Source organism: Brenneria izbisi, assembly GCF_025840185.1.
GTDB lineage: Bacteria > Pseudomonadota > Gammaproteobacteria > Enterobacterales > Enterobacteriaceae > Brenneria > Brenneria izbisi.
Map to the genome: position 1 here is coordinate 138,963 of NZ_JAMPJU010000007.1, position 25,145 is coordinate 164,107.

The window sequence follows — 25,145 nt, forward strand, 5'->3', positions numbered from 1 at the left end:
CCCGTGAAGATCACGGAAACCTTGCTCAATGCGGTAGCTGAATGTATCGCAGGCCATCGACAGATCCTGGTGGCGTATAGCGGCGGATTAGATTCCAGCGTGTTATTGCATCTTCTGGTTACGTTACGCCAGCGCGATAAGCAGGTGATCCGTGCCGCGTATGTGCATCACGGCCTGAATCCGTTGGCGGATAGTTGGGCGGAACATTGCCGGCAATGCTGTCAGCAGTGGCAGGTGCCGTTTGCTTCATTGCCTGTCGCCGTGGATGCGCAAAACGGGGGCATTGAAGCGGCGGCGAGAACGGCGCGTTATCAGGCGTTGAGCGCACATTTGCACCGCGATGAGATCTTGCTGACGGCGCAGCATCTTGATGATCAGTGCGAGACTTTTATGCTGGCGCTCAAACGCGGCAGCGGGCCAGCCGGTCTTTCCGCCATGGCCGTTAGCGCGCCGCTTGCTACACGCCGGTTATTACGACCATTGTTAGGTTTCTCCCGTCAACAGTTGGAACAATATGCCACGCGGCATCAACTAAGCTGGATTGAAGATGACAGTAATCAGGACGAACGCTTTGACCGGAATTTTTTGCGGCGTCAGATCCTGCCGCTGCTGGCAGCGCGTTGGCCGCATTTTCCCTCCGCCGTGGCGCGTAGTGCGCAACTGTGCGCCGAGCAGGAACAATTGCTGGATGAACTGTTGGCTGAGTCGCTGCATGCATTATGTCGCTCTGACGGGGCGCTGAGTATTGAGGGATTACGTCCGCTGAGCACGGCGCGGCGCGGCGCATTACTGCGTCGCTGGCTATCGGAGCATGACGTGCCGATGCCGACACGCGACCAATTACACCGATTATGGCATGAGGTGGCGGTTAGTCGTCAGGATGCCGAGCCGGTGCTACAGTTTGGTCGATGGCAAATCCGGCGTTTTCGTCAGCATCTTTATGTATTGCCGCTGATGTTATCGCTGAAAGGCTGTGTTTTACCGTGGCAACCGCTATTGGGGCCGTTGACCTTGCCGGATGGATTGGGATCGCTGGCATTGGCGGAACACGGAACCGCGATGCGTCCGCCGCGTGCGGATGAGCCTGTCAGCATCCGCTTTACGGTCACTGGCATGATCCATATGGTTGGCCGATCGCGTGGGCGTCAGATCAAAAAGCTCTGGCAAGAACTGGAAGTGCCGCCGTGGTGCCGCGACAGAACGCCGTTGGTGTTTTATGGCGATCAACTAATCGCCGCACTGGGTCGATTCGTCACCTGGGAAGGTCAGGCGGAAGAACCGGGTACCTGCTGGCATATTGTCTGGCGAAAAAATTGAATCCTTTTTGCTAAGGACTGAAATGAAAACGGACAACCAGGGGCGTATTCACAGGTTGTCCGTTTTGCAGGAAAGCGGGTGGGGCGTCAGGGTTCGCTGACGACGACTTTTCCTATTTCGGGATGGCTGAAGCTGACAATGTGATCGAGTCGCAGTTCGCGTGTCGAGCCCGCCTCTTCGATCACCAGGTATTCCACATGTTTACGCGAGATCATATCACTGGCTTTGCCGGTAACGATCTCGCCATTACGTAGTTCCAGCGTCAGCGTTAAATTCTGCTGACAGGTCGCTTCCAGGTTGTCGTAATCATCACAGTTGATGGGTTGATATTCGTTACTCATTGACATAATCGCTCACCAATAAGTTAGCGGCGGCATAGGCCGCCTGTTCCCTGACAGAGGATGGCAATGCCGTATTCGCGGCGATTTCATCCAGGGTTTTCAATACACAACCCAGCGCGTCGGGTATATAGCCCAGATCGCCACTGGCGATCTCTGCGTATAAGCGGCGTACTAATTCACAGTATTGCTGCATTATATCCTCCCTTCAAAGCTTAACCCGGTAGACATTCATGCATCATCACTTTGACGGCACCTGATGTTGTAAGCCCTCACAGATAAACTCTATTTATCTAAGCGACTATAGCATAGGCTCCGGCAGGATATCAGTATTCCTCAGATACCTTATCCACGCATTATGGGGCGAATATCACCATTACTGTGAGGATAGTCCGAACTCAAGTACACTGTGGGCGAATAAATACGAGGTAACAGATGGCATTAAAAGCAACGGTTTACAAAGCAACCATTAATATCGCGGATATGGATCGCCATTTTTTCCATGATGCCAGCTTGACTATCGCCCAACATCCCTCAGAAACTGAGCAACGCATGATGCTGCGCTTGTTGGCCTGGATCTGTCATGCGGATGAACATTTGCGTTTCACCAAAGGCTTGAGTGCCGACGATGAACCTGAAATCTGGTTGCGTAACGACACGATGGAACTTGAATTATGGATTGAGTTGGGGTTACCGGATGAGCGGCGTTTGAAAAAAGCCTGCAATCAATCCCGTTCGGTGGTGTTGTACGCCTACAGTGAGCGTGCCGGGCAGGTGTGGTGGCAAAATATCGCCGATAACGTTGCCGGATATAAAAACCTGACTATCCGTTTTCTTGATGATCGCCAGTTAGCTCAGCTTGCTACTCTGGCCCAACGCAATATGACATTACAGGCGACCTTGCAGGAAGGTACGATCTGGCTGTCGGATGAAAAGAATAGTCTGGAAATCACATTTGCCGACTGGCAAATCGCCCGCATATAACAAGGATAAAATCAAGGCGCAGATAGGCACGGCGCCTTGATTTCTCTTCGTCCCGCTTACAGCATTTTCTTCAATTGATACAACCAGTCCAGTGCCTGACGTGGCGTGAGCGCATCGGGATCGATTGATTCCAACGCATCCAGCGCCGGTGAAGACGCTTCTTGCTCCAGCAAGGCCAGTTGCGCGCCGTCAATATGGCTGGCGGACGCGTTGTTGGATAGCGTTTCCAACTCTTTGAGCTTTTGGCGCGCTCGCTTGATGACATCTTTCGGGACACCGGCTAAGGCCGCGACCGCCAACCCATAACTTTTGCTGGCGGCGCCGTCCTGAACGCTGTGCATAAATGCGATGGTATCCCCATGCTCGCGCGCATCCAGGTGCACATTGAAAACACCTTCCATTTTTTCAGGCAGATTGGTCAATTCGAAATAGTGGGTTGCGAACAGCGTCATGGCTTTGATGCGGTTAGCCAGATTTTCAGCGCAGGCCCAGGCTAAGGATAAACCGTCATAGGTTGAGGTTCCGCGACCGATCTCGTCCATCAGCACCAGACTGTTTTCCGTGGCGTTATGCAGAATATTGGCAGTTTCCGTCATTTCCACCATGAAGGTTGAACGACCGGAGGCCAGATCGTCCGCGGCGCCAACGCGGGTGAAGATGCGATCCACCGGGCCGATAACGGCCTGATCAGCAGGAACGAAGCAGCCAATATGCGCCATCAGTACGATCAGCGCCGCCTGACGCATGTAAGTGCTTTTCCCGCCCATATTCGGGCCGGTCACGATCAGCATGCGACGCTGTGGGGAGAGCGCCAGCGGATTCGAGATAAAGGGTTCGCTGAGAACCTGTTCCACCACCGGATGACGACCGCCGCTAATCTTGAGGCCGGGTTTATCGCTGAGCGTCGGACATACATAGTTCAACGTATCCGCGCGTTCCGCCAGATTTGCCAGCACATCCAACTTGGCGAGGGCCGCCGCACTTTGCTGAAGTTCAGCCAGATGGGGCAGCAGCAGGTCGAACAGTTCATCATAAAGGGCTTTTTCCAATGCCAGCGCTTTGCCTTTGGATGTCAGCACCTTATCTTCATATTCTTTCAGTTCAGGAATGATATAGCGTTCGGCATTTTTCAGCGTTTGGCGTCGCACATAATGTATTGGCACCTGATGGCTTTGGCCGCGACTGACCTGAATATAATAGCCATGTACGCCATTAAAACCGACCTTGAGCGTATCCAGTCCCAGCTTTTCACGTTCACGGATTTCCAGCTTGTCCAGATAATCGCTGGCGCCGTCAGCCAACGCCCGCCATTCATCCAGTTCGGCATGATAACCCGGCGCGATGACGCCACCGTCACGCACCAGTACCGGCGGCGTTTCGACGACGGCGCGCTCAAGCAGATCCTGTAACGCGTCGAATTGACCAATCTGATCCTCCAACTGTCGGATAGCGTCGCTTTCCAGCGGGGCCAGTTGCGCCCGAATAGCAGGAAATTGCTGAAAAGCATGACGCATACGCGCCAGATCGCGCGGACGGGCAGTGCGCAGCGCCAGACGCGCCAGAATTCGCTCCAGATCGCCGACCTGCCGTAGATAAGGCTGCAAATCAGGCGCGATATCCCGCAACGTGCTGATAGCCTGCTGACGCCGCGTCAACGCGGCGATATCACGGACCGGCATATGGATCCAGCGTTTCAACATCCGGCTGCCCATGGGCGTTACGGTGCGATCGAGCACCGCTGCCAGCGTATTTTCTGTTCCGCCGGACAGATTCTGCGTCAGTTCCAGATTACGCCGGGTGGCGGCGTCCATGATGATACCGTCCTGCTGACGTTCCATGGTGATGCCGCGAATATGCGGCAGAGACGTGCGCTGGGTATCTTTGGCGTATTGCAGCAGGCAACCGGCTGCTCTCAGCGCCAGCTTCGCCTGTTCAACGCCAAATCCGCTGAGATCGCGCGTACCAAATTGCAGATTGAGTTGCTGACGGGCGGTATCCAGTTCAAATTCCCATAATGGGCGGCGGCGCAGACCGTGACGATGTTCAATCAACGGCATGGCTTCAAACGATTCGGGATAAAGCAGTTCGGCTGGATTGGTGCGTTGCAACTCGGCAGCCATGGTTTCCTGATCGCCCGGTTCGGCAACCCGGAAACGACCGGAACTGATATCCAGCGTGGCATAGCCGAATCCACGGCCATCCTGCCAAATAGCGGCCAACAGGTTGTCCTGTTTTTCCTGCAATAGGGCTTCGTCGCTGATGGTGCCGGGGGTCACGATACGCACCACTTTGCGTTCCACCGGTCCTTTGCTGGTGGCCGGATCGCCGATCTGTTCGCAAATAGCGACCGATTCGCCCAGTTGCACCAGCTTGGCAAGATAGTTCTCAACGGCATGGTGCGGGACACCGGCCATAGGAATCGGCTCGCCGGCGGAAGCGCCGCGTTTGGTCAGGGAGATATCCAGAAGCTGAGAAGCGCGTTTGGCGTCGTCATAGAATAGCTCATAGAAGTCGCCCATACGGTAGAACAGCAGAATTTCCGGGTGTTGTGATTTCAGCTTGAAGTACTGCTGCATCATGGGCGTGTGGGCGGTGAAGTCCTTGTCTGTGGCTTCATTCATATTGATTTTACTCGTTTTTCAGTCTTTCAGTAGGAGCAGGCGGCTGCTTGTAAAAGAGCTAAAACCTACCTGAATCCATAAATTCGTATACCAGAATAGAAGTGATAATGATCTTTTCCGGCGGATATATATTGGGCTGCATTGATGTAGATGACACTTAATCAGTCTAAAGCCCGTCTTCGATCCCGAAGGGCCTATCATCCATGTTCCCCATCCGGGGCGAAAACCCTATCTTATCACTGATAATAAGCGCGCTTCACCCGTAGGTTTGGGGTACAGCGTCACGAAAAACCTCTATCATCCAACGACAGGTGGATTACGGCTAACCAATGGCAACCGAAGAGAAAGTACCACAGGAAGTTATCAGAGCTACGATTGGAAATGTATCTGATTTTGCCGATATTGGTCAGGCTCGCGAAGCGGCTCGCAACTTTGCCCAGACGATGAAGCAAACGAAGTGAAGCCCGAATGCGATTAGGAAAGAAATCAACTTGGCTGAACTGACCATCAGTGAAGTGTTCGCTCAATACCGTCATCATCTGTTAGGAAGAACCAAACCTGCTAAACTCAATGTGTTGAACTAGAAGGGAATTGCTAAACTTGCTGATAGACATATCGTTAACGCCATAACGGTGCGGTCAGCCCCTGTCTGGTAGTGCAATAATTTTCAGGGGCGATTGGTGATGAGATGCTTTTGTGATAGGGTACGTACCTAGTGAGTTCGTCATAATTATAAGGTACGTATATGTCAACGATTAAACGCGATACAAAAAAATCTTCATCAGCAGGTAAATCTCCGACCTTCCAGATACGCATCTCGCCTGAGCTACGCGAACAACTTGATGAAGTCGTAGCAAAAGAAGGTGTCAGTCTCGGCAATTGGCTCAAGGAACTGGCCCGTAAAGAGCTTCGCAGTCAGGGGATTGAGCCGAAGGGATAATATTTAGCTGATTAGCAAAACAGATAACCAAGGGAATGGATGATGGATAAAAGAATACGAATCTTAAAATCAGGGTTGACTGTCAGAGAGCTACTTCGCCTGAAAAATAATTACGTCTATGTCAAAAGCGATGATTTTAAATTTAATACCTCTACGAAGAAAGCCGAGTCCTTTGCAGACTATATTTTTATAGTCGCACGTTTATGCTGGGAAGCAATGTATCTTCCTGCCTTCATTAGTCTCTTTTTTTCAATTTACGCTTATTATTATGGTGGCAATATGACTGCCAGTATAAAAGTTTTTTCTATTATTTTTCCTATGGCGATTTTTTTGAAAGTTAAAAGCGATTACTATAATATACGTATGGTTACGGTTCTAAAGTTAATTAGATTTAGACTGGTTGTTCTATAAGATGAGTTGTCCATCTTGATTTTTTTCAATACAATAGGTAGTAAAAGATTTAGTGTCTCAGTTTGCAGAATTAACTAATGAATGTTTTACAATCAATGATGTTTTCGTAACAAAGGTGTGGATGGAGTGAAATCGTTGATAGAGTGCTTAGGGCAGTCTTTCTTTTATCTGGTCCCCATTATCGCCATTCTTCTCGGTGGTGTGTTTTTTGTTAGTTTTTTCCCTGATTATGGTTTCTTTCTTACCGTGGCATGGGTATTTATTATTATGTTTTTATATATAAAATATACTAAATGGTATTGATGATTCTCAGTACTCTTTAACGTCAAGGATGCGAAATATGGACAATTACCTAAATAGAAATAGTATTAATAATCAATATTTTTTGGCTATAGCTCAGGCTGCCGCGTTTGATCTAATAAAAACAGCCAGAATTGTCTCCTCTCGTCATATTAACGATCTCTTTCTTAAAGCAAAATTTGAAGACGAAATTCGGCGGTTTTCTAATGGAAATCTGGACATCGTTAGAAATGCCAGTAGTTCATCGGAATGTCAGATTGCTATTAATAATATCAGGGAAGAATGTGCCAATATTGAAAAACAAGGAACGATGCTTTCTCTTGAAAAAGCCAAGGTATTTATTACCATCAACATGGAAAAAAGAGAGAAGGAGATTGGTTATACAATAAATGCTATCGGCGTTATTGTGGGTGGTGCTCAGATTATTTCTGGTGTGGGCATTGCTTATAGTGCGACTGGTTATTTAGGTCGATTCGTTGGTGCTCATATTGCTTTAAATGGTGCAAGTTCATCCATTGAGAGTTTTTTACAACTTATCGGACGTAATGATGAAACTGGATTTATGAAATCTGGTTATATGTATACTGCTGAATTTTTAGGATTTGATAAAAAATCAGGCCTATTGGCTTATCATTCAGTAGATCTTGTCACCTCGTTTTATGGCATCGTTAAATTAACACTGAAACCGGATGCCTGGCGACTCTTCAGATATATCCCCAGCGATTATTATAGAAAGATAAATACGATGAGCAGAGCATCGCTTATGTTGAAGATGGTTGGGGCTGGAAATAAGATACGGATCATGTCTGACATATATAAAGATGACTCTTTTTAATTTAATGGGCTGAATCAGCCCATCTTATCTTTTCCCTTTAGGTAGGAGTATGATTTATATGCCAAGTTAATTGGTCCTATGTAGTAAACAATAAAAAGAGAAAATATCATAAAAAACAAATACACCAAAGTTTCAATTAAATCAGCGGGTGTGTTAAAAATAAAATTAATGATAAATACAGTGATTATAATAACAAATAAAAAACACCCGTTATGAAACCGAGCTCTTAACGTATGAGTCAGGCTCTGTAGCGTCTCTTCACTATCCCCACCACGAGAAATTATTTTTCTCATATGGGAGATATCATTTTCTGTGAACCCATTTTCCAATAGTTCTTTTTCCACGTCTTGGTCATTCATTGTTTTTTCTCCTGACTTTTATTGTATTCTATAAGGCGTATCGATATCTAAACACTATCGCCCATCAGTAATGTATTTAGTAAGTTGAGTCAGTCCATAAGAGGAAAGAACTGGTACGAGCCATGACATGTTCAAATGTGATTGATGCAAATTTGAACGAAATACTTTCCTGTGGCTGGGTTTCGTTATGTGTCAATGAGTTAGGATAGAAAAACTGAATATCGTTGATAATGGCATCTCTTAACACCATTTTAAAATAGAGTTCGTTGCCACCGGACTGTGACGTCCTGTAAAACAGGAATTCACATTCAAGTTTTTCATTATCACTTAGTGCCTGTGCCAGAAGCGGAGTTGCCTTGTCTATCGGTTTTCTGATTTCTACGGGGTTGAGGGCAACATTATCCTGCCGGGTTATTCTATTCATTAACTCATAAACAAAAATCTCATCTTCATGGGTGGCCTGATATTTGTTGCCGATGGAGTCTGCACTTGAACAGCCCGCAGAGATAAGACCTTGCTTGATGCCAGTGAGTTTCAGGTAGATTAAATTTGCCATTATTTATTCCTGAATGTTGTCCATAATCCTGCCCATAAATCCTTTTTCCTTATGGGAGAGATAATTTCTGCATTTTTTGATGGATGAGTCAATAGCCGTCATCGTGAAATGCGTATGATTTTAAATGATTATTTTGATTATAATGATCTAGGATCAGGCGGCTGCTTGTAAAAGAGCTAAAACCTACCTGAATCCATAAATTCGTATACCAGAATAGAAGTGATAATGATCTTTTCCGGCGGATATATATTGGGCTGCATTGATGTAAATGACACTTAATCAGTCTAAAGCCCGTCTTCGATCCCGAAGGGCGTATCGTCCATGTTCCCCATCCGGGGCGAAAACCCTATCTTATCACTGATAATAAGCGCGCTTCACCCGTAGGTTTGGGGTACAGCGTCACGAAAAACCTCTATCATCCAACGACAGGTGGATTACGGCTAACCAATGGCAACCGAAGAGAAAGTACCACAGGAAGTTATCAGAGCTACGATTGGAAATGTATCTGATTTTGCCGATATTGGTCAGGCTCGCGAAGCGGCTCGCAACTTTGCCTGTAGTGATCAACGAAAACCGGACACTGATTTAGGCACATTGTTGTAATCGGCGTTCATATTCGTCCGGCGATATAGTTCCTAACAGACTGCGGAAAACCTCTCTGTAACGGCATTAGATTGATTTCGGAATTGACATAGCACCAATCAGATGGTTTATTATTTTGGTTATTGTTTCACTAATGGTGATTGTATGTCATCAAAAATAAACTGGCTTTTGCAAAACACATCGCCGGGAACTTTGGTATTGCAGTCTTGGTTGACAAAAAACGCTATCAGCCCCTCTTTAGCCAATAAGTATATGCACAGTAACTGGTTGCAAAAACTACGCGCCGGTGTATATGTGCGGACTGGGCGTGAACCTCAGTGGAGTGATGCAGTTTTGTGTCTGCAAAATCAACTCGGAGTTTCTGTGCATTTAGCAGGGCTGACGAGTTTGGCATATCAAGGGCGTTCTCATTATCTTCAATTTATACGCCAGAGTATTTGGCTCTGTGTAGAAGATAAAACTGCATTGCCAAAGTGGTTCAAAGAATTTCCCGGTATTGAGTGGTTTTTGCTTTCTAACCAGAAGCTCGCTGCGCATGACGAAAAATATCTCACCGAGATAGAAATTAAGGGAGAGTATTTGAGGGCTAGTGTGCCGGAGTTAGCGGCTTACGAGATTGCTAATGCCGTTCCCCGATCGCTTTCATTTGAGCACGCTGCGGAACTGTTTCAGGGATTGGTAAACCTGAGTCCACGTAAAGTAGAAGTGTTGTTACAATCCAGTCGAGCAGTGCAAACTAACCGCCTTTACTTGTTTCTGGCCGATCACTATGCCCATGCATGGGTTAAGCGAATAGATAAAGCCAGCATTGATTTGGGGGCAGGGAAACGGCAGATCGTATCTGGTGGCAAGTTGGACCAAAAATATCAGATCACTGTTCCAGAGAGTTTTGTTAGCAAAGGGAACTCACATGGATAAGCAATCACCTTATTATCGACAAGTTGCGTTGCTGCTCAGTGTATTACCTGTTGTCTCATCTGAGCGATGCTTTGCATTAAAAGGTGGAACGGCCATAAATTTGTTTGTCCGTGATTTTCCGCGTTTATCGGTTGATATCGATTTGGCTTACATCCCGCTGGAAAGTAGAAATGAGGCATTGCCAAACATTCGCCAGTGAGGTAGGTTTCTTCCACCGACAACCCGGCCACCGGTTCGTCGAGCAGCAGCAGCGCCGGGCGCAACGACACGGCCATGGCGATTTCCAGCCACTGTTTTTTGCCGTGCGACAAGTTTCCCGCCAACTGGCGTTTTTCCGCGCTGAGCTTGAAACGTTGTAGCAGTTCATCAATGCCGGCGGCCTCATGCCGAACTTGTGGTCTGAGGTGACTCAACGACAGTCGCAAATGTTGTTCCACACTGAGATCGGGAAAAATCCCCGGAATTTGAAATTTAATGCTCATGCCCATCTGGATGCGTTGGAAAGGCGCCAGAGAGTTGAGCCGATGTTCAAAGAAACGGATCTCGCCGCCGCTTGGCGTATGCTCACCGGTGAGCAATTTGAAAAATGTGCTTTTCCCCGCCCCGTTTGGGCCAATGACGCAGCGCACTTCGCCGCGATGGATTTGCATATCCACCTGATTAATGACCTGAGCGCCGCCGAAGCGTTTACTTAGCCCTTTGGTTTCAAGGATCAGATCCTGACGGTTCTGGTTCATGGTCTGGCCCCTTTATGTTGCACATTAGGTTTGGTTTGATGTCTGGCGGTCAGGCGGCGAATTTTTTCCGCCAGCCACGGCAGTAATCCGTTTGGCGCGGCCAGAACCACAAACAGCAGGATAAAACCCAGCAGGATCATGGCGTATTCGCTGCCGTAAACCGCCAGCCACTGCGACAGCCATACCATCAGCGCGGTGATGACCACGGTGCCGAAGATATTTTTCCGTCCTGCGGTGGCGACCCAGATAACCGGCATCGCGGCGGCGGTTAATCCCATCGATGACGGCGTGATGTAAGATCCCCAGATGGTGTACAGCGCGCCAGATAAACCGGACAGCGCGCCCCCCAGCACGAACACCAGCAACTGATACCGGCGGATATCTATGCCAAGCATTTCCGCCCGCCGGGGATTCTCACGAATGGAGGCCAGCGTTAAGCCAAAATTGGAGCGCAGCAGACGGCGAACGCCCCAATAAACCACCGCCAGCAGCAGGATAATCAGGTAATAAAAGGCGTTTCCTTCCAACGTAAACAGTTCGCCATTCACGCCGGGCAACGAGAGCGGCGGCATGCCGGACATGCCATTGAAACCGTTGAGGCGCGCGCTGCCAATCGTCCACTGCGGCCCCGCCGTTTGCGACATGAACGTTTCGAGCACCAGGGTAAAAGAGAGGGTGACGATGCCGATGAAAATCCCGGTGACGCCGCCGTAGAACATCAGGTAACCCAACGCGGTGGCGACAGCGGCGGCCAGCAATAATGCGAACAACAGCCCGGACCAGGTGGATAGCACGCCATCGCCAAAATTGAGCGTCATCACGCCGTAGGTATAGCCGGCCAGCCCGAAGAAAGCGGTTTGGCCAAAAGAAAGAATACCGCCGTGGCCCCACATGGCGGCCAGTCCGATGGCGCAAAAGGTCCACAACAGAAAATAGGCGAAGTCGCCAATCAACGCGCTATCCAGCACCAGCGGCAACAGCAGGGCGACGGCCAGAATAATCCCGCTTATCACAATGCTGTTGTTCAGACCGCGTTTGGGCGCACTGCCAGTGGAAACATTAACTGAAGTCATCGTCACGTTGCTCTCCTAGCGGTTGCGGGTAAACAGGCTGCCCACGCCGTTGGGCAATAAACGGATCACCAATACCGCCGTCAGCAGCAGACCAATCTGTCCGGCCAACTGCCCGTACCAGGCGTTGAGTCCGGTCTGGATGGCGCCTAAAGCCATGGCTGCGGGAATAGTGCCGACCAGTACATTTGCGCCGCCAACCACCACCGATACAAAGGCCTGCACAATAAAGCTGCTTCCCATGGTGGGAACAGCCGTCAATGTTGGGGCGTAGATTGCGCCGGCTAATCCGGCAAGGCCGGCGCCGAGGGCGAAGGTCAGCGTATAGATGCGATCGGTTTCCAGTCCGAGGCAGGCGGCCATCTTCGCGTTTTGAATGGTGGCGCGGGCGCACACGCCGTAATTGGTGTGGAAGAACAACCAATATAGCGCCGCCAATACCGCAATCGCGATCAACGGCAGGATGGCCCGATAAGTGGCGAAAGAGTAATCGCCGAGGGTAAATGATCCGAACGGGGTGGAAAGCCCTTCCAGCGAGGGACCGGCAATCAGCAGCATACTTTGCTGCACAATCAGGCTGATCGCCCAGGTAGCGACGACGGAGTCATACAATCGGCCATAGAGATGGCGTACCACCAGACGCTCCACCACGCCGCCGGCAAAGGCGACGGCCAGTGTGCCGGTCAGCATGGCGAACGGCAGCGGCAGGCCCGCTTTGTTCATCAGAATGGTGACGTAAGCGCCGCACATAATGAATTCACCGTGTGCGAGGTTGATTACGCCCATCATGCCGAAGATCACGGCCAGACCGAGCGCGGCCAGCACCAGATAGGCGACGTTATCGCCGAACGGGTAAATCACGGAATAAAGAAAGGATAGCGTTAACATCTGCGGGCAATCCTCAGTGTCCTGACTGACACAGCAAATAAACCGATGACGTCAGAGAGGATACGGCTTCTCTCTGACGCAGAACGTACATCAGGCTTTCGGCGGATTAGACGGGGTGTACTGGCTGGTATCCGGTTTAACCGGCAGATTGCAGCCTGCTTCACCCAACCAGTATGGCTTGATGTCGTCCCATACCTTCGGTATTTCGATGGCGTGGTCGTCTTTCACATGGGCCAGATAGATGGTGTGGCTCAGGTGATGACTTTTCGGATCGATACAGACTTTTCCTGACGGGCCGTCCGTACAGATATCCCCGGCTTCCAGAGCGTTGCGCACGGCGACCATATCGGTGCTGCCCGCTTTTTCTACCGCCAACTTGTACAGATAAACCGCGTCATAGGCATTGGCTGCTTCCTGATTGATATACGGCTCGTTAGGGAATTTGGCGCGGAAACGCTGTTTGAAGTCGTTACTGGCTGGCGTATCCACTTCTTCAATGTAGTTGGCGGTGATATACATGTCTTTCAGCGCGGGCGGCTTGAAGCGTTTGTGCTCGTAAGCCTGACCGACGTTAACGGAACTGCCCATTGGCAGGCCGAGTTTAGCGGCGGCGGCTTGCTCGTAGTAGGAGGATTGGTTGGCCCCCACCAATAACGTCATCACAAAGTCAGGTTTGGCTTTCTGAATATTTTGGATGGTTTGACCGAACTGCGACACGCTGAGCGGAATAAACTCTTCCCCCACCATGACGCCGCCATTCTCTGTCACAATCTTACGTACCCATTCGGCGGAGATCTGACCAAAGTTATAATCAGCCGCGATGGTGTACACTTTCTTGCCGTATTTCTCCATCATCCACGGGATCAGCGTGGAAAACTGTTGTTCCGGCACCGCGCCGGTCACAAAGACGTTACTGTCGCACACGCCGCCTTCATACTGGTTGTTGTACCAGTACATCTGCTTTTCGCGATCCATGATGGGACGAATAGCTTCGCGCGAGGCGCTGGAAAATGCGCCGAATATGACGTCGACTTTGTCGTTTTTAATCAAACGCCGCGCCATTTGCTGGAAGCGGGTGTTATCGGATTGCGTATCGTATTTCACCAGTTCAATTGGACGACCGAGGATGCCGCCTTTGGCATTGATCTCTTCAACGGCGAGTTCTGTCGCATGGATCTTGGGTATGACGGGTAAGGCAAAATTACCTGATGCATCTTCCAGCAAACCTATTTTTACCGGTTTTTCCGCCGCGCCAGCCAGACCTGAGTAGGTCACGGCAAATGCGGCTGCCAGTGCGAGCGGTAACGCGGCGTAATGACATTTCATTCTGGACATAAATACCCCTGGCGTTGGTGTGAAGAATGGATGCGAAAAATGGGTCTGAAAAAAAAGCAAAAAAAAAGCCCGGCAAAGTCAGATGACATTGCGAGGGCTCTATTGCCATAACCACAAGCCGACAGCGTTGGCGTTCTTGCGGATAAGTCCCGGTCACTATAAAAAGCGATTCAAAGCGTTGTCAATGATAAATTTTCCAATAAAAATCAAATGGTAAATTATAATGTCGCTGCACTGAATCGGGGCGTTGCGCGCACAAAAAATGAACAGGTTGTTTGCGGCGCTCCGGCGCTCGCTAACTTACGGAACATCATCATAACGAGGGCCGATCCCGGATGGTGTATTCACTATCGATGTCAGCGGCTGCGGAATAATTGTTAATCAATTGCACCATTTGTGGGGCGAAAAAAATAATTGCTGGAAGAGAACGATTAGGCCGAAAGGTCGAATTAAGCCATTAGATCGCACCTGGATGCCGGGTACAAAAGGTAAAAAACTGTTTCCGATGTCAGAAATGCGTCAGGCTTGGGTAAATCATCGTTAATAAAGGATTTTTTAAGATATTTCGTTATTTCAGTCGGCGGCGCGGTCAACGATAGTGCCTTCAATAGCCGGGTATAGCTGACGATAAATGGGAGTCGATGATGAATAAAAAAATATTAGCGCTGGCGGCGGCGATGTTTACCGTAAGCAGTGGTTTTTCGACCGTATCCTGGGCGGAAGGACCGGGTGGGCGGCAGGGAGAGCAGCGGCAACTCAGCCAACCGGGGCAGCAAAAACAGCAGGTTAAGCGTGAGGGTGAAAGAAATCAGCGGCAATCGGTCAGAACCGGCGCAAACGCTAATGATGTAAATGGCAGAGATAACCGTGGCCGTGCCGGGGCGCAACGTGATCATTTTTCCTGGAACGGGCGTGATTTCAGAAAAGGACATGCGGTTCCCAAACGTTTCCGGGGCGATGATTATCGCGTTGCTGACTGGCGCGATCGCGGTTTATATCAACCGCCGTCAGGTCAACATTGGGCGTATATTGACGGAAACTATGTGTTGATTGCGGCGGCGACGGGGATAATCACCACGATCCTGCTAAACAGCATGTTGAATAACTAGTCGGCCTGCAATGTGTCGATACGCAGTCCCGCATCGACACATTCTTCTCAATCCGCATCCTCAATTTTCATTCTCAATCCTCAATCCCGTTGCGGCGCGCTCAGCCATAAAAATGCTATAAATATGGCATCACTATCAAAAAATACCAGAAAAAGGTAAAATCACGTCTATATGGTAATTAATCTATGATTTTACTTATCTTTGTTATTATTTTTTCAGGAGTTTAATGATGCAGCCATTACCTAATTGCCCAAAATGCAGTTCTGAATATACCTGGCAGGACGGTGAATTACTTAACTGCCCTGAATGTGGTCATGAATGGGCCGCTGGCGCTGAGGCGGCGACCCAGGAAGAAGGATTGATCGTCAGAGACGCCAACGGTAATTTGCTGGCCGATGGCGATACCGTTACAGTGATTAAGGATCTAAAAGTAAAAGGCAGTTCTTCCTCGTTGAAGATTGGTACGCGCGTAAAAGGCATTCGTTTGGTGGAAGGCGACCATAACATTGATTGCAAGATTGATGGCTTTGGCGCGATGAAATTGAAATCCGAATTTGTGAAGAAAAACTGATGCGCCGCGCCCTGGACTCAGACGGGGCAGGGCGCAACAATAAGCGCATATTCCGGTGTTCTCCCGTCAAACAATGCTTTAACATAGTCATAACCTTTTCCCTGGCTGGTAATACGGATATCTGATGCGTCATTTGGTGATCCTCCTTCCGCTGTTTGCCGTGCTCTGTGCCTGTAGCAGCAAACCGGCGCCTTCCCTGGCGGCGCCCCAGAGCGCTGCGGTGGTGAAAGGTGGTTTTTTGCTTCAGCCCGCGCATGCGCAGCATTTGCAAGATGGTGATTTTGCTTTTAATCCGGCAACGGCGGCCTTTGTCGACAAAATGGTGAGAGAACATGGTTTCGATCGCCAGCAATTGCATGAAGTGCTGGGTCAGACAAAGCGGCTAGACTGGGTGATTCGCCTGATGGACCGGCAGGCGCCGAGCAGCGGTGTTCCGTCAGGGCCGAACGGTGCGTGGCTCCGTTACCGCAATCAATTTATTACCCCGGATAACGTACAGAATGGCGTGGCGTTCTGGGATCAATATCAGGCTGCATTGCAGCGCGCCTGGCAAATCTATGGCGTGCCGCCGGAGATTATCGTCGGTATTATCGGCGTGGAAACCCGTTGGGGCCGCATCATGGGCAAAACCCGCATCATTGATGCGCTGGCGACCTTGTCTTTCGCTTATCCGCGTCGCGCCACGTACTTTACCGGCGAACTGGAAACTTTTCTGTTGATGTCGCGCGCCGAAGACAATGATCCCCTCAGCCTGCGCGGTTCCTATGCCGGGGCGATGGGTTACGGTCAGTTTATGCCGTCCTCGTTCAAGAATTATGCGGTGGATTTCGATGGCAACGGTCATATCAATCTGTGGGACCCGGTTGATGCCATCGGCAGCGTGGCCAATTACTTCAAGGCGCACGGTTGGGTGAGCGGGGGCGCGATCGCGGTTCCGGCCAGCGGGCAGGCGCCGTCATTGAGTACGGGGTTCAATACGCGCTACTCCATTGCCACGTTACAGGCCGCCGGGTTACGGCCACAGACTACACTGGGCGGTTATCAAGAAGCCAGTTTATTGCGTCTTGATATCGGTAGCGGCTACCAATACTGGTATGGGCTGCCGAACTTCTATGTCATTACCCGTTACAACCATAGCTCTCACTACGCCATGGCTGTGTGGCAACTGGGTGAAGCGGTTGGCCGGGCGCGACAAGGAGATTGATTTCGCGCAACAGGGCCTGACAGGTTGCGTCTCAGTCTGCTCGCCGCGGTGATGATAAATAATGTAAACATGGGCGCTATTGATATTCAACCCGGTTTCTGCCCTGATTTTTGGCCCGGTACAAGGCGATATCGGCGCAGCCATAGAGCGCGTCGAACCTGGTTTTGGGCGGCGCCCAACTGACGCCAAAGCTGGCGGTGATCAACTGCTGCGGCAAGACCTCGATTGGCGTGCTGTTGAGGCTCTGGTGAATATCTTCGGCAATCTTCACGGCTTGTCGCAGCGTAAAGCCATCCAGTAAAATCGTGAACTCTTCGCCGCCGACTCTGCCGATGCTTCCCGTCTCTGACAGCACTCTTTGTACCCGCGCCATTAACGCGCAGATGACGCGGTCGCCGGTGGGGTGACCGTAGGCATCATTGATTCGTTTGAAGTTATCGATATCCAGAACAATCAGCCCGGCCTGATTCTGTTCCAACGTCTGATTGATACGCTCAATAATGGCGCCGCGATTATAGACGTCGGTCAGCGGATCGTGCGTGGCTTTGTATTCCAGTTCGATGGCCAGCTTGTGTAATTGATGGTTCAGGCGATTCAGTTCTTTTTCCGCGCGATCGCTGCGCGAGATCAACCGATGGGATTCTCTGACTAATCGCTGGTAGTGCTCGGCGAGCGTCAGCAACGTATCCCGATACACCTCCGCCGGCATATCCTGCTGGTTGGCGACCCGGCGGGCCGCGAGCAAAATGTCATATTCCGGTGTAAATAATTCAAAAGTACTCATGGCGTATTTACTCCAGAATCTGGCTGTGGAAAGTGAGTGCCGGAAAATCGATATGCAGTTCTTCGCCAAATTCCGCCGCGATATCATCATCCTTGTCATAGTACCAATACAAGATCACTTCCAGCCCCTGTTCAGCCGCCTGGTTCAAGGTATCGAACAGACTGAAAAGCATCTTGGTACTGGAACTGTTGAAATAAACCAGCGACACATGAATCTCGATAGCCATCGGGGAAAGCGACGTATCCCCCTTGTCGGTGGCGAGTAGCTGATGGAGATAATTTTCGATTTGCGTAATCAGAGGACGATAAAACGCGGCCGCATTTTCAGGATAGGATTCACCTGATAAAGCAAGACGGTGAAGCGTAAAGTCGAAATCCACGGTCGGCGTACAAGGCGTTCCTGCGATATTGAGATTGTCCATGTTGGTTATGTTTGTCATTTCAAATAATCGCCTTCAGATAAAACGTAGGCAGGCCTGTTGATGCATCCGCCTGAAAGGTGAACTGAAGCGGTTCACTGGCATCGCGCGCGACGGTCAGTAACCCGATATCGGCGCCTTTGCTCCAGGGCGGCGCCTGGGCGCGCAGAGAGGCTTTGTAAGCAAGCCTGATTTCTTCGATGGTCATATAACGCAGCGGTTCAAGGCGCCCCCGCAGTTTCTCAATGTCTTCCGGGGTGACCTGATTGGCGGAAAGTAAAAAATATTTCCCGTTTTCATAACCGATGCATACGGCGCCGTGGCGAACTTCATGCGCTTGATCGACGATGGCGAGATCGGCGGCGGAATAGCGGATGATGTTCTGCACCATTTCAATAAAAGCCGAAAAGAGTTTGCGGCGGATGCCCGCCGGCACCTGTTTTTTTTCAAGCTGCAACCGTACCGTTTCAGCCAATGAGCTAATGATGTTTTGTGAGAAATACCCTACGTAATACAAGGTGATGTCATGCTGATGTGTGGTGTCGAAGAACTCGGTGTACTTAGTCTCTGACATAGTCGCGCTTCGCCTGATTAAGAAAATATCGAAAGCCCCAAAAGGTTAAATCATCCCTTCTGATCTGATGTCCCTGATAGGTTTTATGTTCTTGTAATAATTGGCTGGCGAGTTCGCGCATTGGCTGTGTCTGGTGACGCAGCAAAAATGCCTGTAACCGGCGCTTGCCGAACATAATCCGTCGTTCGCCGCCAATTTGATCCGTCAGCCCGTCCGTGGCGGTAAAAACGAGATCGCCGTCATTTAGCTTCAATTGGTGGTTCGGCCATTGATAATGGTACGGCGTATCCGTATAGCCGACGCCCATGCGATCAGTGTCAAGCGCGCTTATCTGGGCGGTGTGCCGCGCCACGCTGAACGCGGTCATACGGGCATTGGCCCAGGCGAGGGTATTGGCGGTGACGTCGCAAAACATCACTATCGCATCGCAACCATCGTTGGAAGCGGCGGACTGGTGTGTCTCACCACGCTGGCCAAGCGTATCCTTGATGTGTTGATTAATTGCCTGGAGCAACAGCGACGGTGTCTGCGGACCATGTTGCGTCAGCGCTTGTTCCAGCGCCGAGGAAAAAATCAGGGTCATAAACGCACCGGGTACGCCGTGGCCGGTGCAATCCGCAATGACGGCCAGCCAGCCCTGTTGGTAGGTTTTGAAATAGTAGCTGTCGCCGCCGACGCAATCGCGTGGTTCCCAGGTCAGACACCAGTCTGTCAGTGAACGCGACATGGCTTGCCGTGAGGTGGTCAGCATCGCTTCCTGGATCACCCGCGCATACTCAATGCTTTGCATGATCTGCTGGTGCTGATGGACATGCATGGCGGACACCGCTTTGATTAGGTCAATCCCTAAACCGATGCCGATATAACGGCCATTTTGGGTCACGATAAAGCCATCGGTCAGCGATTTATCGCCATTCGTCACCGTCTGATCCGCGACGTTGTTCAGTGATGCCGAGGAATCAATGATCAGCGGATTTTTATCCATAAAAGCAATGCAACTTTTTTTATCATAAAGTTCGCGGTAAAAAGGCCGCGACATCTGCGACATGAAAATATGGCGATTAATCAGCCCGAACGGGCGGCCATCCTCTACTACCGGCAGGCTGACCAACGCTTTGTTCTTGCCGAAAATCTCTAATACCGTAGCGTTATTGGTATTGGGGGATACATCCGGCGTCGGGATGCAAAGATCCAGTGCTGTGGGGGAGGACCAGATGCTTTTTTGAATGCACGGAGCAGATATGGTGGCCATAAGTCCCTTAGTGGCTGACAGATTTGGTGGTCATGGTAGACGATGTTGATGACCAAATAGTGACAACCACCCATGAGCATATTACGGCTCAACCATCCGCCAGCACCTCATTCATGATCTGGGTTTGCCAGTCGAAATAGGGATTGAAGGTCAGCCGTATGTGGGTTTTTCCCTCTTCCTGATAGCCCCAATCGGAGTACCAAAGTGAACGCCGGTCCTGGCACTGTTGCGGGCTGATACTGGTTTCCCCGTTGGCGCAAATAACCACCACGCCTGCCGGACCATATGTTTCATTCTCTGGCGAGAACAGGATCGACATATGTGAAAACTGGCTGATACGCCATTCTGGTAGACGATCGCTGCGAATGAGTACCCGTGAAGAAGCGGTATCGGCAGGCGGATTGCCATACCAGATGAGTCGGCTACGCGAGTTGGTGAATTTTCTGTCGAACAGATTAAACAGGTAAGCGCTATCCAATACTGAATCATGCTCGGTCAGCACCATGAATACCGGTTTATCGTAGGCGCTCTCCGCCAGACGTGAACGTACTGCCCGACTGGAATAATAGAACTGGGCGAAACCGTTGGTTGGCACCACCATATAGCGTGTCGCCAGTTGATCCGGCTCTCCGGGGCGAGGTTTCAGCAGCCAGTCGGTGAACACCGACAGCAGCGGCGTGAGGAAAGCGTACTTTTCGTCGGATTTAATGGCGGGAGAGAACAATAGCAGCCCCTGGATTTCGGGATGTTGCATGGCGTATTCCAACACCAGGTTGCCGCCGGTGGAAAATCCGCCCAGATAGACTTCATCCACGTCTTTACTGAGGATCGCCGCTTGCTCCGCCACCACTCTGCGCCAATCGTCAACGGAAATGTACAACAGATCCGTCGGACGCGTGCCATGTCCAGGCAGCAGGACGGTTCTGACCAGAAATCCTTGTTCCGCCAGCCGCGGAGTAATATCGGAGAAGGAGCCGGGCGAATCCCCCAACCCATGAACCAACAGAATGCCTTTGGTGGGTTTACCGGCGGGACGCATTTCCTGCGGCGTGTTCCAGATCAACTCCATACGTTTGTCATCGGTCTGGAATACCCTATTTTGCTCCACCCACCGTGTCGTTTCCTGTTGGTAACGGGCAAATGAGGTTTGCCCAAGCGGTGTGATGTCATAGGATTTTGCCTTGCAACCGGCGATAAACAGCAGGGCAACAGCGACAATCAGGTTGGCCAGGATTGTCGGGGCTAAGAAGAAAGCTGGCTTTTCCTTTGATGATAGTTTCATCCGTCGTCTGTTTCCTTCTATCTAAACGTCATGTGACGCATTGGCGGCGAGCAGGGAAGTTATCGATGATAATATAGCGTTGATCCATGATCTGTAACCTGTATGAGCTTAAAAACGCGGGTAAAAAGCGAGCAGGGAAATCGGTACGGTATATTGAATGAAGAGGATAATAGAATGAAACAGACCGTGCGAATAACACAGTCTGTTTAAAAATAATGATGATGGCTCAGAAATCACAGGACTGATTCATCCTTTAATACAGCATGAAGAGATTATAACTTGTGTATATTGGCAGGGCTGACCTTGCATGAGGTGGTGTTCCATTTTTCACCGAATTTCTCCTCCTTACCCTTGCCTTTTTCCACGCCTTTATACTCTTCACAAATTGGCGGTTTGCCGGATTGGTAGTTTTTGATTCTCAGATCACGAATTTCAGCGACATCGCCATAATTGCGGTTTACGCCAGCAATGCTGTCAATGACGCCATTGATGGTTGCGCTGACGATAGTGAGTTTACGCGGGCCGCCATTATTGGTGCAATCGCCGCATGAACGCCACAATTTCCCATGTTCGCCCGTTAGGGTGAAGTTGCCCTGCACGATGGTATGGCTATTTTTGGTATTCTGCTGCAACACTTTATCTGGCTTGCCGCCAGGACCATTTTGGGTGTTATGCGCGACGCCGCCCACGATCGTCATGGTTTTGCCATTATTGGTGGCGGCATCTTCGCAGATATCTTCCCAGATCACATTTTCAATGCGGCAATCGCCGCTTGCGCAGTGAATGCCATCTGAACCGCCTTTGGCGGAGATGCGCAGGTTTTTAATGCTGGCGTTTTCCAGGGTGATCACCGCAGGTTGTTTGTCGCTGTCGCCTCTACAGCTTAGCCCAACGGTTATTCCGTCGCAGTCCACCGTTTTGTTTTGAATAACCGCCCCGGCTTTACACTCGGAACTGGCTGCCAACGCATTTGCTCGCAGTAACGCACTAGCATTGTTAGTGATGGTTGTCGCCGCATTGGATTGCTGGATGTTGTTGCTGCTGTCCACGGTATCGACCCAATACCAATAGTCGGTATCCGCTTTGGCCGTATCATCAGTAAAAGTACGGTCATTGGGATTTAATTCGGCAATTTTTTCACGACTTTCCTGGATATTGCCGGTGCTGCGATAAACCTCCTGCCTGACCAGATTGCCGGTATCGGTAGACCAGCTTAAGTGGGTGGCATTATCTTTCTTGAGCAGCATAAGCATGGTATCTGTGGCCTGAGAAGAAAAAGCCGCCATAAATAAAAATAGTGATGTTAGATACTTAAACATAAGTTTACTCCTTGTATATCACACGAATATTATTCCCTCTACAGCAGAGGAGAATATTGGGTGATTCCTGAAGCACATCAACGCGATAATATAATAAAAAAATTCGATAGCTAATAATAAAATGAAACTAATGGCGGCATTGATATATTTTTTCTGATTGTTGTTTCCGTCTCCTTTTGTTTATTATTTTCTTTTTACATAAGAAAATATTTTATTAGTTTTGGACGAGATATTCAGATTGTTGACCTGAAAAAAAAGAAATGCGGGACTCAGTCGTATTCAGTTTTTTCTGCATATTGCATTCCTCCCCAGCGTCAGCTATGGCGGCGTGCCGATGGGTAATATGCAATCATCAATGATGCGATAACGGACGCTATACAGTCAGCAATGGCTGGGGCATCATACGGGCCGATGTCAGCGTTCCTCTGACAGAAGCATACGTCATCCACTCACGGACAGTCGTTCCGGGCAGCGCGGTTCGGCTTGTCGGTAAGACCTGTAGGTTGGTATAGATTATGGAAAGGATGTTTAAATCATGGTTTGTGATCGTTGTGGTGTGTTTTTCTGCGCTGGTCAGCGCGGCTGAAAGCCGGCCCAACATTGTGATTTTGGCGACGGGCGGCACCATTGCCGGTTCTGCGGCGGCGAATACGCAAACAACAGGTTACCAGGCCGGGACGTTGGGCGTGGATACGCTGATCAATGCCGTACCGGAATTGAAAACGCTGGCCAATATTACAGGCGAGCAGGTGGTCAATATCGGTAGTGAAAACATGACCAGCGATGTGCTGTTGAAGCTCAGTAAAAAGGTTAATGCACTGCTGGCGCGTGAGGATGTTGACGGCGTGGTCATCACCCATGGTACGGATACGTTGGATGAGTCGCCTTACTTTCTCAACCTGACGGTAAAAAGCGACAAACCGGTTGTTTTTGCAGCGGCTATGCGGCCAGCCACCTCGATCAGCGCCGATGGGCCGATGAACCTATACGGCGCGGTGAAGGTTGCGGCGGATAAAAACGCGCGTGGCCGCGGAGTGATGGTGGTGATGAACGATCGTATCGGATCGGCGCGTTTTATCAGTAAAACCAATGCATCGACCCTGGACACGTTCAAGGCGCCGGAAGAGGGCTACCTCGGCGTGATGATCGGCGACAGGATCTATTACCAAAACCGTCTGGACAAGATCCACACCACCCGTTCGGTTTTTGACGTAAGCCAACTGGAAAAACTGCCGCCAGTCGATATTATTTATGGCTATCAGGATGATCCTGAATACATGTATGATGCGGCGATAACACATGGCGTAAAAGGGATCGTCTATGCGGGTATGGGTGCGGGCAGCGTTTCCAAACGCAGTAATGCCGGTATCCGCAAGGCGGAAAGCAAAGGCATTGTCGTGGTTCGTTCCAGCCGTACCGGTAGTGGCATTGTTCCGCCGGATGCAGGTCAACCGGGGCTGGTGTCGGATTCACTCAATCCGGCCAAATCACGTATTCTGCTGATGCTGGCGTTGACAAAAACCACGAATCCGGCTGTGATTCAGGAATATTTCCATACTTATTAACCGACGCTGCAACGTGCGCGCAAGCCGTTGTATCTTGCAAGTTGGCGGCTATTTATAACGAAGTGCGACGGCCCCGTTATTTATCGCGGGGCTGTTTTCTGTGGCAATGGCTGATGATAAAAGCAGCGCATGGCTGTTACATCACAAGATATTGCCGATGGGTTTAACCAACGTTGATGACCTGATCGTATCATGATGCTGTCAAAACGGGTTTGGTAAAAATAAGGATACGTCATTAGATGACACAACCCATTTTTATGGTTGGCGCCAGAGGCTGTGGGAAAACCACGGTCGGGGAGCAACTATCGCGGGCGTTAGGATATGACTTTGTCGATACTGACGTGTTTATGCAACAGAGCAGTAAAATGACGGTGGCCGAGGTGGTGGCGCAGGAAGGGTGGCAGGGTTTTCGGCAACGAGAGAGTCTGGCATTGCAGCATGTTACGTCTAATCGCCGCGTCATCGCCACTGGCGGCGGTATGGTGTTGGCGGAAGCCAACCGGCGCTTTATGCATGAACGCGGTATTGTGATTTATCTGCACGCCAGTGCTGAGCTACTGGCACAACGCATTGAGGTAAATCCACTGGATCAGCAGCGACCCACGCTCACCGGACGACCTATCGCCGAAGAGATGGCGGATGTGCTGGCCGCACGTGAAGTGCTTTACCGTGGCGTCGCGCATCATATTGTGGATGCGGCGCAAGCGCCGGCGATGATTGTGGCGGATGTGATGCAGGTGCTGCGCCTGTCGGCCGCATAACGCGACGGGCAAAATAATCATCAGTTGGTGTTACCGATAGCGCACTTTTATTGAATAGATAGTGACAGTGCCTCGGTTCTCCTTTTAAGATGAA

Annotated in this window: 26 protein-coding genes and 2 pseudogenes; 13 read left to right on the forward strand and 15 right to left on the reverse strand. The window is 50.2% G+C overall.

Annotated elements, in window-relative coordinates:
* Nucleotides 1-3 precede the first annotated feature (3 nt).
* Entirely contained in the window at nt 4-1,317 is a 1,314-nt protein-coding gene (tilS, locus tag NC856_RS11110) for a tRNA lysidine(34) synthetase TilS (protein ID WP_264090498.1), read from the forward strand.
* An 86-nt stretch (nt 1,318-1,403) separates the two neighbouring features.
* Here tilS and rof read toward each other — a convergent pair whose 3' ends face one another.
* On the reverse strand, nt 1,404-1,664 hold the full coding sequence (gene rof / locus NC856_RS11115; RefSeq protein WP_264090499.1) for a Rho-binding antiterminator: 261 nt from the start codon (nt 1,662-1,664) through the stop codon (nt 1,404-1,406).
* Entirely contained in the window at nt 1,651-1,851 is a 201-nt protein-coding gene (locus NC856_RS11120; protein WP_109052818.1) for a YaeP family protein, read from the reverse strand. The genes rof and NC856_RS11120 overlap by 14 nt, the downstream gene beginning before the upstream one ends.
* 239 nt (nt 1,852-2,090) lie before the next feature.
* Between NC856_RS11120 and NC856_RS11125 the strand changes: the two genes are divergently transcribed.
* Complete coding sequence (locus tag NC856_RS11125) at nt 2,091-2,639, forward strand: YaeQ family protein (protein ID WP_264090500.1); 549 nt, start codon at nt 2,091-2,093, stop codon at nt 2,637-2,639.
* Nucleotides 2,640-2,695: 56 nt separating this feature from the next.
* Here NC856_RS11125 and mutS read toward each other — a convergent pair whose 3' ends face one another.
* A complete protein-coding gene (gene mutS / locus NC856_RS11130; protein ID WP_264090501.1) occupies nt 2,696-5,260 on the reverse strand; it encodes a DNA mismatch repair protein MutS in 2,565 nt (854 codons plus the stop codon).
* 329 nt (nt 5,261-5,589) lie between these two features.
* Here mutS and NC856_RS11135 point away from each other — a divergent pair, with 329 nt between their 5' ends.
* The 3 genes from NC856_RS11135 (at nt 5,590) to NC856_RS11145 (ending at nt 7,746) form a co-directional block, all read left to right on the forward strand.
* Complete coding sequence (locus NC856_RS11135) at nt 5,590-5,721, forward strand: hypothetical protein (RefSeq protein WP_264090502.1); 132 nt, start codon at nt 5,590-5,592, stop codon at nt 5,719-5,721.
* Nucleotides 5,722-6,005: 284 nt separating this feature from the next.
* Nucleotides 6,006-6,200 carry a toxin-antitoxin system HicB family antitoxin gene (locus NC856_RS11140; protein WP_264090503.1) on the forward strand — a complete coding sequence of 65 codons (195 nt, stop codon included), beginning with the start codon at nt 6,006-6,008 and terminating at the stop codon, nt 6,198-6,200.
* A 751-nt stretch (nt 6,201-6,951) separates the two neighbouring features.
* A complete protein-coding gene (locus tag NC856_RS11145; protein WP_264090504.1) occupies nt 6,952-7,746 on the forward strand; it encodes a DUF4225 domain-containing protein in 795 nt (264 codons plus the stop codon).
* A gap of 14 nt (nt 7,747-7,760) precedes the next feature.
* Here NC856_RS11145 and NC856_RS11150 read toward each other — a convergent pair whose 3' ends face one another.
* Both NC856_RS11150 and NC856_RS11155 read right to left on the reverse strand, forming a co-directional pair.
* Nucleotides 7,761-8,105 carry a hypothetical protein gene (locus tag NC856_RS11150; protein WP_264090505.1) on the reverse strand — a complete coding sequence of 115 codons (345 nt, stop codon included), beginning with the start codon at nt 8,103-8,105 and terminating at the stop codon, nt 7,761-7,763.
* A gap of 76 nt (nt 8,106-8,181) precedes the next feature.
* A complete protein-coding gene (locus tag NC856_RS11155) occupies nt 8,182-8,661 on the reverse strand; it encodes an Hcp family type VI secretion system effector (protein ID WP_264090506.1) in 480 nt (159 codons plus the stop codon).
* 447 nt (nt 8,662-9,108) lie between these two features.
* Between NC856_RS11155 and NC856_RS11160 the strand changes: the two genes are divergently transcribed.
* From NC856_RS11160 to NC856_RS11170, 3 genes and pseudogenes are all read left to right on the forward strand, one after another.
* A complete protein-coding gene (locus NC856_RS11160; protein WP_264090507.1) occupies nt 9,109-9,264 on the forward strand; it encodes a hypothetical protein in 156 nt (51 codons plus the stop codon).
* 144 nt (nt 9,265-9,408) lie between these two features.
* Nucleotides 9,409-10,182 carry a type IV toxin-antitoxin system AbiEi family antitoxin gene (locus NC856_RS11165; RefSeq protein ID WP_264090508.1) on the forward strand — a complete coding sequence of 258 codons (774 nt, stop codon included), beginning with the start codon at nt 9,409-9,411 and terminating at the stop codon, nt 10,180-10,182.
* Nucleotides 10,175-10,375: pseudogene (locus NC856_RS11170) on the forward strand (nucleotidyl transferase AbiEii/AbiGii toxin family protein); the annotation flags it as partial. The gene NC856_RS11165 and the pseudogene NC856_RS11170, both read left to right, overlap by 8 nt.
* Here NC856_RS11170 and NC856_RS11175 read toward each other — a convergent pair.
* The 4 genes and pseudogenes from NC856_RS11175 to NC856_RS11190 form a co-directional block, all read right to left on the reverse strand.
* Nucleotides 10,365-10,919: pseudogene (locus NC856_RS11175) on the reverse strand (ABC transporter ATP-binding protein); the annotation flags it as partial. The pseudogenes NC856_RS11170 and NC856_RS11175 sit on opposite strands and share 11 nt — an antisense overlap.
* Entirely contained in the window at nt 10,916-11,992 is a 1,077-nt protein-coding gene (locus NC856_RS11180; RefSeq protein ID WP_404802327.1) for a branched-chain amino acid ABC transporter permease, read from the reverse strand. The gene NC856_RS11180 and the pseudogene NC856_RS11175, both read right to left, overlap by 4 nt.
* A 15-nt stretch (nt 11,993-12,007) precedes the next feature.
* Nucleotides 12,008-12,877, reverse strand: coding sequence for an ABC transporter permease subunit (locus NC856_RS11185; protein ID WP_264090510.1), 870 nt, complete (start codon nt 12,875-12,877; stop codon nt 12,008-12,010).
* A gap of 90 nt (nt 12,878-12,967) precedes the next feature.
* Nucleotides 12,968-14,212, reverse strand: coding sequence for an urea ABC transporter substrate-binding protein (locus tag NC856_RS11190; protein ID WP_264090511.1), 1,245 nt, complete (start codon nt 14,210-14,212; stop codon nt 12,968-12,970).
* 644 nt (nt 14,213-14,856) lie between these two features.
* On the opposite strand from NC856_RS11190, the gene NC856_RS11195 reads away from it, so the two are divergent.
* The 3 genes from NC856_RS11195 to mltB all read left to right on the forward strand — a co-directional run bounded on the left by NC856_RS11195 (nt 14,857) and on the right by mltB (nt 17,096).
* Entirely contained in the window at nt 14,857-15,321 is a 465-nt protein-coding gene (locus NC856_RS11195; RefSeq protein WP_264090512.1) for an RcnB family protein, read from the forward strand.
* 229 nt (nt 15,322-15,550) lie between these two features.
* Nucleotides 15,551-15,892, forward strand: a complete 342-nt coding sequence (locus NC856_RS11200) for a zinc ribbon domain-containing protein YjdM (RefSeq protein WP_113864827.1) — start codon at nt 15,551-15,553, stop codon at nt 15,890-15,892.
* 124 nt (nt 15,893-16,016) lie between these two features.
* The gene (mltB, locus tag NC856_RS11205) at nt 16,017-17,096 is read left to right on the forward strand and encodes a lytic murein transglycosylase B (protein ID WP_264090513.1); all 1,080 of its coding nucleotides are present in this window, start codon (nt 16,017-16,019) and stop codon (nt 17,094-17,096) included.
* 76 nt (nt 17,097-17,172) lie between these two features.
* Here mltB and NC856_RS11210 read toward each other — a convergent pair whose 3' ends face one another.
* The 6 genes from NC856_RS11210 to pelI all read right to left on the reverse strand — a co-directional run bounded on the left by NC856_RS11210 (nt 17,173) and on the right by pelI (nt 22,725).
* Nucleotides 17,173-17,880, reverse strand: a complete 708-nt coding sequence (locus NC856_RS11210) for a GGDEF domain-containing protein (protein ID WP_264090514.1) — start codon at nt 17,878-17,880, stop codon at nt 17,173-17,175.
* A gap of 7 nt (nt 17,881-17,887) precedes the next feature.
* Nucleotides 17,888-18,319: a DUF1987 domain-containing protein gene (locus NC856_RS11215; RefSeq protein ID WP_264090515.1), complete on the reverse strand. Its 432-nt coding sequence runs from the start codon at nt 18,317-18,319 to the stop codon at nt 17,888-17,890.
* A 1-nt stretch (nt 18,320) separates the two neighbouring features.
* Entirely contained in the window at nt 18,321-18,872 is a 552-nt protein-coding gene (locus tag NC856_RS11220; RefSeq protein ID WP_264090516.1) for a SiaB family protein kinase, read from the reverse strand.
* Nucleotides 18,859-20,124, reverse strand: a complete 1,266-nt coding sequence (locus tag NC856_RS11225; protein WP_264090517.1) for a SpoIIE family protein phosphatase — start codon at nt 20,122-20,124, stop codon at nt 18,859-18,861. Before NC856_RS11225 ends, NC856_RS11220 begins: the two co-directional genes overlap by 14 nt.
* Nucleotides 20,125-20,212: 88 nt before the next feature.
* Nucleotides 20,213-21,406, reverse strand: coding sequence for an alpha/beta hydrolase (locus tag NC856_RS11230; RefSeq protein WP_264090518.1), 1,194 nt, complete (start codon nt 21,404-21,406; stop codon nt 20,213-20,215).
* Nucleotides 21,407-21,678: 272 nt separating this feature from the next.
* Entirely contained in the window at nt 21,679-22,725 is a 1,047-nt protein-coding gene (gene pelI / locus NC856_RS11235; protein WP_264090519.1) for a pectate lyase PelI, read from the reverse strand.
* Nucleotides 22,726-23,240: 515 nt separating this feature from the next.
* Between pelI and NC856_RS11240 the strand changes: the two genes are divergently transcribed.
* A complete protein-coding gene (locus NC856_RS11240; protein ID WP_264090520.1) occupies nt 23,241-24,290 on the forward strand; it encodes a type II asparaginase in 1,050 nt (349 codons plus the stop codon).
* A 239-nt stretch (nt 24,291-24,529) separates the two neighbouring features.
* Complete coding sequence (gene aroL, locus NC856_RS11245; protein ID WP_264090521.1) at nt 24,530-25,051, forward strand: shikimate kinase AroL; 522 nt, start codon at nt 24,530-24,532, stop codon at nt 25,049-25,051.
* Nucleotides 25,052-25,145 lie beyond the last annotated feature (94 nt).